This is a genomic window from Cellvibrio sp. (assembly GCF_053579595.1).
On record NZ_JBRFPI010000237.1, the window covers coordinates 1 to 7,188 of the forward strand.

9 protein-coding genes and 1 pseudogene are annotated in these 7,188 nt (G+C 48.1%); 4 read left to right on the forward strand and 6 right to left on the reverse strand.

Annotated features, from left to right (window positions below; all coding sequences use genetic code 11):
* Positions 1-235 (forward strand): annotated as a pseudogene (locus tag ACWA6V_RS14275) (hypothetical protein); the annotation flags it as partial.
* Between the two features lie 58 nt (positions 236-293).
* Here ACWA6V_RS14275 and ACWA6V_RS14280 read toward each other — a convergent pair.
* From ACWA6V_RS14280 to hemH, 3 genes are all read right to left on the reverse strand, one after another.
* Positions 294-998, reverse strand: a complete 705-nt coding sequence (locus ACWA6V_RS14280; protein ID WP_449523122.1) for a PEP-CTERM sorting domain-containing protein — start codon at positions 996-998, stop codon at positions 294-296.
* Between the two features lie 289 nt (positions 999-1,287).
* On the reverse strand, positions 1,288-1,833 hold the full coding sequence (locus tag ACWA6V_RS14285) for an outer membrane beta-barrel protein (RefSeq protein ID WP_449523123.1): 546 nt from the start codon (positions 1,831-1,833) through the stop codon (positions 1,288-1,290).
* Positions 1,834-2,044: 211 nt separating this feature from the next.
* Positions 2,045-3,064 carry a ferrochelatase gene (gene hemH, locus ACWA6V_RS14290; RefSeq protein ID WP_449523124.1) on the reverse strand — a complete coding sequence of 340 codons (1,020 nt, stop codon included), beginning with the start codon at positions 3,062-3,064 and terminating at the stop codon, positions 2,045-2,047.
* Between the two features lie 157 nt (positions 3,065-3,221).
* On the opposite strand from hemH, the gene ACWA6V_RS14295 reads away from it, so the two are divergent.
* Both ACWA6V_RS14295 and ACWA6V_RS14300 read left to right on the forward strand, forming a co-directional pair.
* Positions 3,222-3,602: a thiol-disulfide oxidoreductase DCC family protein gene (locus ACWA6V_RS14295; RefSeq protein ID WP_449523125.1), complete on the forward strand. Its 381-nt coding sequence runs from the start codon at positions 3,222-3,224 to the stop codon at positions 3,600-3,602.
* Positions 3,599-3,883, forward strand: a complete 285-nt coding sequence (locus tag ACWA6V_RS14300) for a DUF6482 family protein (protein ID WP_449523126.1) — start codon at positions 3,599-3,601, stop codon at positions 3,881-3,883. Before ACWA6V_RS14295 ends, ACWA6V_RS14300 begins: the two co-directional genes overlap by 4 nt.
* Positions 3,884-3,890: 7 nt before the next feature.
* On the opposite strand, the gene ACWA6V_RS14305 is transcribed toward ACWA6V_RS14300, so the two are convergent.
* The 3 genes from ACWA6V_RS14305 to ACWA6V_RS14315 form a co-directional block, all read right to left on the reverse strand.
* Positions 3,891-4,301: a gamma-glutamylcyclotransferase family protein gene (locus tag ACWA6V_RS14305; protein ID WP_449523127.1), complete on the reverse strand. Its 411-nt coding sequence runs from the start codon at positions 4,299-4,301 to the stop codon at positions 3,891-3,893.
* A gap of 19 nt (positions 4,302-4,320) precedes the next feature.
* Positions 4,321-5,445 (reverse strand): PQQ-dependent sugar dehydrogenase, encoded by a 1,125-nt coding sequence (locus tag ACWA6V_RS14310; protein ID WP_449523128.1) that lies wholly within the window; start codon positions 5,443-5,445, stop codon positions 4,321-4,323.
* A 79-nt stretch (positions 5,446-5,524) separates the two neighbouring features.
* Positions 5,525-6,244, reverse strand: a complete 720-nt coding sequence (locus ACWA6V_RS14315; protein WP_449523129.1) for a helix-turn-helix transcriptional regulator — start codon at positions 6,242-6,244, stop codon at positions 5,525-5,527.
* A gap of 241 nt (positions 6,245-6,485) precedes the next feature.
* Here ACWA6V_RS14315 and pip point away from each other — a divergent pair.
* Positions 6,486-7,188: prolyl aminopeptidase (pip, locus tag ACWA6V_RS14320; RefSeq protein WP_449523130.1), on the forward strand; the 703-nt coding region annotated here is incomplete at its 3' end.

Below are 7,188 nucleotides of genomic sequence, written 5' to 3' on the forward strand. Positions count from 1 at the left end.
TATTACGATTGTGTATTTGTGGATGGAGTCCAATTGGAATATTGCCGAAACAAAAAAAGCGATGACCAGAGAATTTTTCTGCGTAAAAATTCCTACGGTGATTTTATCGAATTGGCTGGTATGGACTCCGGCAGTGTGTGTTGTTTACGCCATGCCAGCGGAGTTGCAGATACCACTTTTTAATCTGGTGTTATGTTTTTGGGTATTGTTGTTGGCGGTGTTAAATAAAAAATAACATGCCCGTATAGATAAACCGAATGCGAATGCGCCACTTGGCGCATTCGCAAACAACTTTACGCGCGGCGTCTTCTCGCTGCACACAAACCCAATAAACCCAAACCCATCAGCAGCAAGCTACCTGGCTCCGGCACTTCTTGTGCATTCACAGAAATACGGAAGATCAGGTATTCGTCGTGATTAAAACCAGGGGACGTTGGATTGGTATCGCCATTACTGCTATACCATGACCAACGCGCAGCTGCATCAATCTCCGGGCGTAAACCCCATGGGCTTGCCCCATTGCCGTCACCTGCCGTGGTTGCAACCCAACCGCCGGAAGGATTATTGCCGGCATTTGCCAACAACAATTGACTGGTCAGCTCAGCAAAATCACTGGATGTTCCAGAGTAGGGGGCAAAACCATAACGGCCAGTTGCAGTTACTTGCCATTGAGGGTCGTTGCTGTAAAAGCGATTGTTGTTCAGCAAGTTAGTAAACTGGGCGAGGAAGCCTTGGGCAACAGCAATATCCGATTGAGTAACAACATAAATAAAATTGTTGGTCGGCAGATCGAAGGCATAGCTCTCGGTGGTGGTCCAGTCGCCATCGCTGCCAACAAAGTTAGTTGCTTGTGTTTCTGTGCCGTAGTAAAGCGCGTAGGAATTATCGACGGTAATATCTACCTCAAACGGAATTGCATTTGCTTGCAACGCAACACCACTAAAAAGTAAACCGCCTAACATGCTGGTAAAGAATGAAGATCGATTCTTGAAACTCATGATTAATCCTTTGGGTAATTATTAAAACGAGGTTTGATTAAGACATTGGCACTGCAGTTACTCCACCAAAGACCTGTGTATAAAAACACGGCGGCATTGTATGGCCAAGGGAGAATAAAAACATCTGTCGAGGATTTTTACAGGAAATTAACCGCTGGGGATCTGCATGGTAACGCGGTTGTCGTATAAATATGCACGAAACAAAAACGGGAATTGTATTGCACGATTACTAGTTGCTGTACAAATATAAACAGCTACTAATAATCGCGCAACAGTTTGTTAGATGTGATCAAAATGTATAAGTCGCACCAACAGAAATCATATTGAGGTCATCAACTGCGTCGAGATCAAGCACTTCATATTCGGCTCTGATGCCAAAAGACCCAAAGCTCAGTTTTGCGCCCGCACCATAGGCAGTTGCCGATTCCGAATCATTAAAATCTATATCATCGATAATTGAATCCATATCCGTGTCGGAGTAACCCAGCTTACCGAAGAGTCCCAGCGGGCCAACATTAAAACCGAGAACACCAAATAATTCTGATGAAACAATTTCAGTATTCAGGCTCTCATTGCCAAATTTTCCGTACTCGCGATAATCCGCTTCGATTGCCAAATCCAAAAATGGCACCAACCCGAAGTTGTATCCAAAGAAAACCTTGTAGCCATTGTCATCATCATCCAATTTGAACGATGTATCATCTCCAAAATCAGACTCAACCGATGTCTGGCCGACACTACCGCCAATGTAAAGCCCGGACTCAGACCCCGCCACAGCAAATAATGGCAAAGAGGACAGCAGAAGGAACAATGGCGCCACAATTAACTTTTTCATAAAACACTCCTCTCGGTCTAGCAGTTAATCTGGATAAGACAGGAAGTACCTACAACAGAAGGTGGGATGCATATTGGCGTAACGCACGTGATAGATTACACCCTAAATACTTGCAATGGGTTTGTCGATTGAGGTTTTGTGACGGGTGTGCAGTATCGGTCCGTAATTACTGCACAATAAAAAGATTGTTTTTTCATTCAACAGGCGCCACTTAATGGCGACGGATTAATTGCGCCAACGCATGGATATGATCGGCTCGGTCATTCAGCGCCGGTATGTATTGATAGTGTTCGCCACCGGCATCCATAAATGTATGGCGATTTTCAACTGCCAACTCTTCCAGAGTCTCCAAACAATCGGCGCTAAACGCGGGCGATAAAATTGCAATATTTTTAATACCTTCAACGGGTAAGTTTTTCAGGGTTTCATCGGTATAGGGCTTCAACCATTCGGCGTAACCGAAGCGCGATTGGAAACAGGCCATGTAATCATCTTTATTCAATCCTAATTTTTCCGCCACAAGACGTGTGGTTTTAATGCAGAGGCAGTAATAGGGGTCACCCAATTCGAGATTGCGTTTGGGAGTGCCGTGATAAGAAAAAAGTATTTTTTGCGGTTTGCCATTTCTTTCAATGTGTTCGCGCACGGAATTAGCGAGTGCATCGATGTACAAAGGTTCGTCACAATAATTATTAATAAAGTGCAATTCCGGAACCCAGCGCCATTCCTTAAATTCTTTTGCAACAGCATCAAAGGTTGAGCCAGTCGTAGGCCCGGCGTATTGTGGATAAAGCGGAAGCACTACGATTTTACGCACACCTTCATTTTGCAGTTCGCGTAAGGCGCTCGCGATAGAGGGGTTGCCGTAGCGCATACCGAGCTTCACGCTGTAGCCATCACCCAATTGTGCCTGTATTGCCGCTTGCTGCTGTTTACTGATAGCCAGTAGCGGCGAACCTTCACTAGTCCACACACCCTGGTAAAGCTTGGCCGATTTTTTCGGGCGCACGCGTAAAATAATACCGTGCAAAATAAAAAACCAAACCAGCTTTGGAATTTCGATTACCCGCGGGTCTGATAAAAACTCACCCAGATAACGACGCAGGGCCGATGCTGTTGGTGCATCGGGTGTACCTAGGTTTGCCAGTAGCACACCTACCTTGGCAGCCGGTTTATTGGCGGCGTGGAAGACCGGATCAACATCGTAATTCAGGGCGCGGAATTGGCTCATGCAATTTCTCCGGAAGGGAAGTGGTCGATAACAAAATGCCGCACAACATACTCGCTCACAGAATGAAAATCCAGCGTGCGGGATGGTGATCGCAATAGCAGAAGCGGGCGTACAAACTTATGGAAGCTGATTATCCAGCATATCGAGGATCAACCTTATGCCATTGCCCCAACCCACTAATCGCGCCCAGCTCTATTATGACGGTCGATGCCCATTGTGCGCGCGGGAAATGGCTTTTTTACGTAAATTCAAACAGGCGGGATTAACACTCGTTGATATACATCAGCTATTACAACTCACCGACGAAGAACAAGAGCAGATGCTGCGCAACCTGCATTTGCAAATGCCCGATGGGAGTTCGCGTTTTGGTGTAGAGGCAAACGTAATTGCTTGGTCGTTTACCCCCATGGGATTTTTATGGAAGCCCTTGCGCTGGAAAATTTGGGCAGCTCTCGTTGATAAAATTTATCAGCGTTGGGCCGACCGCCGCTACTGTCGCAGCTATGCCTGCGCTGTAACTCAAGGAGTTAAACCATGAACACTTGTACTCGTGCATTGATATTTAGTTACAGCGACTGTGTGCATTACCTGGCGGGAGTTACTAACGAACCCGAAGGCCAGAGTGAGTCGGCTCGATTACTGAAAGATGAGGCGGGCAAATTGCGCAAATTCCCAAGTCTGTATCGCGCTCAACTAGCGCTGAAAGAAATGGGTTTTGAGCGCTGCTGGCTGGTAATGCACTCACCTTACGATGAAATGATTGGCAATGGTGCAGCGCAAAAAACTGAGCTACCTATGCCGCTTGCAGCGATAAATTAGATTTATTTTATGGATTTAAAAAATCACCGCTGGAGATTTTTTTCAGCCCTGCAATGGTGTGCTGGTACGAATAAATCCATGTCATCAGCGAAGTGCCCTTATCAGTTGTGATCGCTATTTTTTTACGCTGATATTCCTGATCAGGTTGCGAAGGATATGTGCATTCTTCGTAATCATCCAGCCTTCGAAGCTGATCGTTGGAGCTTAATCGATATACCTCCCCAAGTACCCAGCCCGCTGAATCATCCAGCACTAACGCGGGATAATAACTCACCCAATAAAGGCTGCCTCTCACCTTTGCACTACCAACAAATTCCGCATTCGCCAAATAGGTTTGATGCGCGCCTGTTGTGCAAGCGCGCCGCAAGGTGCCGTAGACAAAAATATATTCAGTTTGCATGAAGATTGGGCGCAGCAAGCGGCGCCCCTACGGGTTTTTATTGTGGGGATAATTGGTAAATTTTTGCTTTGCTTTCATCGGTGACCAAATACACCAAGCCATCGGGCCCTTGTACGACATGACGCAGGCGTTGATCCAATTCTTTGGCAAGCAAGCGCTCTTCTTTGGTAATTTTTTCGCCATCAACCACTAAACGGACGAAGGTTTTATCTTTCAGACTGGTAAGCAATATATTATTTTTCCATTGCGGAAATTTATCGCCGGTGTAAAAAATAAATCCAGCCGTGGCAATCGATGGCACCCATTTATAATTGGGTTGTTCCATTCCTGCTTTGTGGGTACCTTCGCCAATTTTTCCGCCGCCGTAGTTTTCACCATAGGTAATCACTGGCCAACCGTAATTTTTTGCCGCGCGATCAATATTTAATTCATCGCCACCCTGGGGGCCGTGCTCGCCAGTCCACAATTCTTTAGTAATGGGATTAATTGCAGCACCTTGCATATTGCGATGGCCATAGGACCAAATCTCTGGCAGTGCGCCCGGTGTTTTTACGAAGGGATTATCCTTAGGGATTGAACCATCGGCATTGATACGAACAACCTTGCCTTGGTGATTATCAAGCGTTTGCGCTTTGTCTTTTTCGCTGTAGCGATCACCCAGTGTAATAAACAGGGTTCCGTCCGGTGCCCAGACCAAACGCGAACCAAAATGTGCACCCGAATCGATTTTCGGTTGCTGGCTAAATACGCGCGTGACATTTTCAAGTTTATTGCCATTGAGCGTGGCAAAACTCACGGCGGTGCTATTGCCGCCTTTACCAGGTTCAGAGTAACTGAAATAGATTTTTTTGCTGCTGGTGAAATCCGGTGCGAGCACCACATCCAGTAACCCACCTTGACCCTGCGCATAAATTTCCGGTAGGCCTACAAGAGGCTCTCCCACTTTGCCGTCGGCACCCACAATGCGCATACGTCCACGACGCTCAGTGACCAGCATGCTGCCATCGGGTAAAAATGCCATGCCCCAAATATTTTCCAAACCTTCGGCGATGGTTTTAACCTGAATATTGCCTGTTTCTGTTTTTACTGAAAGTGTTTTTGCGTTTGCAAAGGGTGTGATTGCGGCGATACACAAAACGAGACTGAGCGTGCGAAGTTTCATATTGATCTCCTGAGAAGTTGGCTCAGGGTAACAAGGCGGTTGTGCAAGGGCAATTCAAGGTTTGTTAAGCAGGTTAACATTAGTGCGGCGCAGTTGCTTCCGGCTCCTGCGCGTATTTTTCTTTCATAAGGTGCAGAAAATGTTTGAGACTTTTGCTATCGCTGGTATCAAATTTTTCATCGGTCACCACAATCGACTGAATACGGTCCAAGCGGAAGGTGCGATAGTCGTCGCGCAGATGACACCAGGCCACCAGCGTCCACACCTTACCCCAAAAAATCATCCCAAGTGGTTCAATGGTGCGCGAGCTGTGTTGTTCATCGGCGCGCACGTAATCGATCGCTACCCGCTGGCGCAAACGGATCGCCTCACGCATCGGTTGGCTGTGGGCGGTGTAATACTTTTGCACCTCTTCCATATTGGGCACCAGCAGCGGCAAGCTCTCATCGCTGTGGCGCAAATGATCGGGTAATACGGAGAGAATTTTCTGGATCGCCTGATTAGCGTGGATCGCCATATCGGTATCGCCCCAGCTGCTGACCATACGCGCACCGAGCAGCAGCGCCTCGACCTCTTCGCGGTCAAACATCAGGGGCGGCAACTGATAACGGTGCGACAGGCGATAGCCCACGCCCGCCTCCCCCTCAATTGGCACGCCGGACAAACTGAGCGATTGGATATCGCGGTAAATGGTGCGCTCGGAAACGCGCAGGTGTTCGCTCATTTGCTTGGCGGTGAGCACGGTGCGACGGTTGCGCAACAGGGTGGTGAGTTGAAACAGACGTTCGGCGCGATGCATAAAAGACTCGGGATCAAGGATGGGAATGGGCTATGCTAGTCAGCATCCCTGACAGTTTATGTCAGTAAGCGATTAAATGTTAAACGGCCTATCATCATGTGCGCCCTAATTGCCGGCCAATTTGTGCTAAAGGTCTGTTTTTCGTCGCAAAAAGTGATCGCTTACGAGAGTTGCTGTGCTACCTTTATTGGACGTTATAGCGCGCGTATCCCCATGTGATTGACCCGAACAAGGCGAGTTTATGCAGATTTTTTATCCCGAGATAAAACCCTACCAGCGTCACCAAATTGCCGTAGAGCCTCCCCACGAATTGTATGTCGATGAATCCGGCAATCCAGATGGTATCCCCGTGCTGTTTGTCCACGGGGGACCGGGCGCAGGTTGCGGCAAGTATGACCGCCGCTTTTTTGATCCGGAAGTCTATCGCATTGTTCTGTTTGACCAACGCGGCGCAGGCCGTTCGCGCCCACATGCGGAACTGGAAGGCAACACCACGCAAAAACTGGTGGAGGATATTGAAGTGATCCGCACTACACTCGGCATCGATAAATGGGTGTTGTTCGGCGGCTCATGGGGTTCAACGCTTAGCCTGGTCTACGCCCAAACCTATCCCGAGCGAGTGCTGGGTTTAATTTTGCGCGGCATTTTCCTCTGTCGCCGCGAAGACCTGCTCTGGTTTTATCAGGAGGGTGCCAGCCGCTTGTTCCCTGATTATTGGGATGATTTTGTTGCGCAAATTCCCGAAGCGGAACGCAGCGATATGATTGGCGCTTACTATCGCCAACTAATCGGCGACAACCAAATCCAGCAAATGACTGCGGCAAAAATCTGGTCGGGCTGGGAAGGGCGCACCGCTACCCTCAAACCCTGCCAGGATGTTGTGGATTCCTTTACCGAGCCACATCGCGCACTCTCACTAGCGCGCATTGAAGCCCACTATTTTG

Bases quoted from the DNA above. Each gene is read 5' to 3' on its own strand.
- ACWA6V_RS14280 (WP_449523122.1), bottom strand. From the start codon at position 998: ATGAGTTTCAAGAATCGATCTTCATTCTTTACCAGCATGTTAGGCGGT.
- ACWA6V_RS14285 (WP_449523123.1), bottom strand. From the start codon at position 1,833: ATGAAAAAGTTAATTGTGGCGCCATTGTTCCTTCTGCTGTCCTCTTTG.
- hemH (WP_449523124.1), bottom strand. From the start codon at position 3,064: ATGAGCCAATTCCGCGCCCTGAATTACGATGTTGATCCGGTCTTCCAC.
- ACWA6V_RS14295 (WP_449523125.1), top strand. From the start codon at position 3,222: ATGCCATTGCCCCAACCCACTAATCGCGCCCAGCTCTATTATGACGGT.
- ACWA6V_RS14300 (WP_449523126.1), top strand. From the start codon at position 3,599: ATGAACACTTGTACTCGTGCATTGATATTTAGTTACAGCGACTGTGTG.
- ACWA6V_RS14310 (WP_449523128.1), bottom strand. From the start codon at position 5,445: ATGAAACTTCGCACGCTCAGTCTCGTTTTGTGTATCGCCGCAATCACA.
- ACWA6V_RS14315 (WP_449523129.1), bottom strand. From the start codon at position 6,244: ATGCATCGCGCCGAACGTCTGTTTCAACTCACCACCCTGTTGCGCAAC.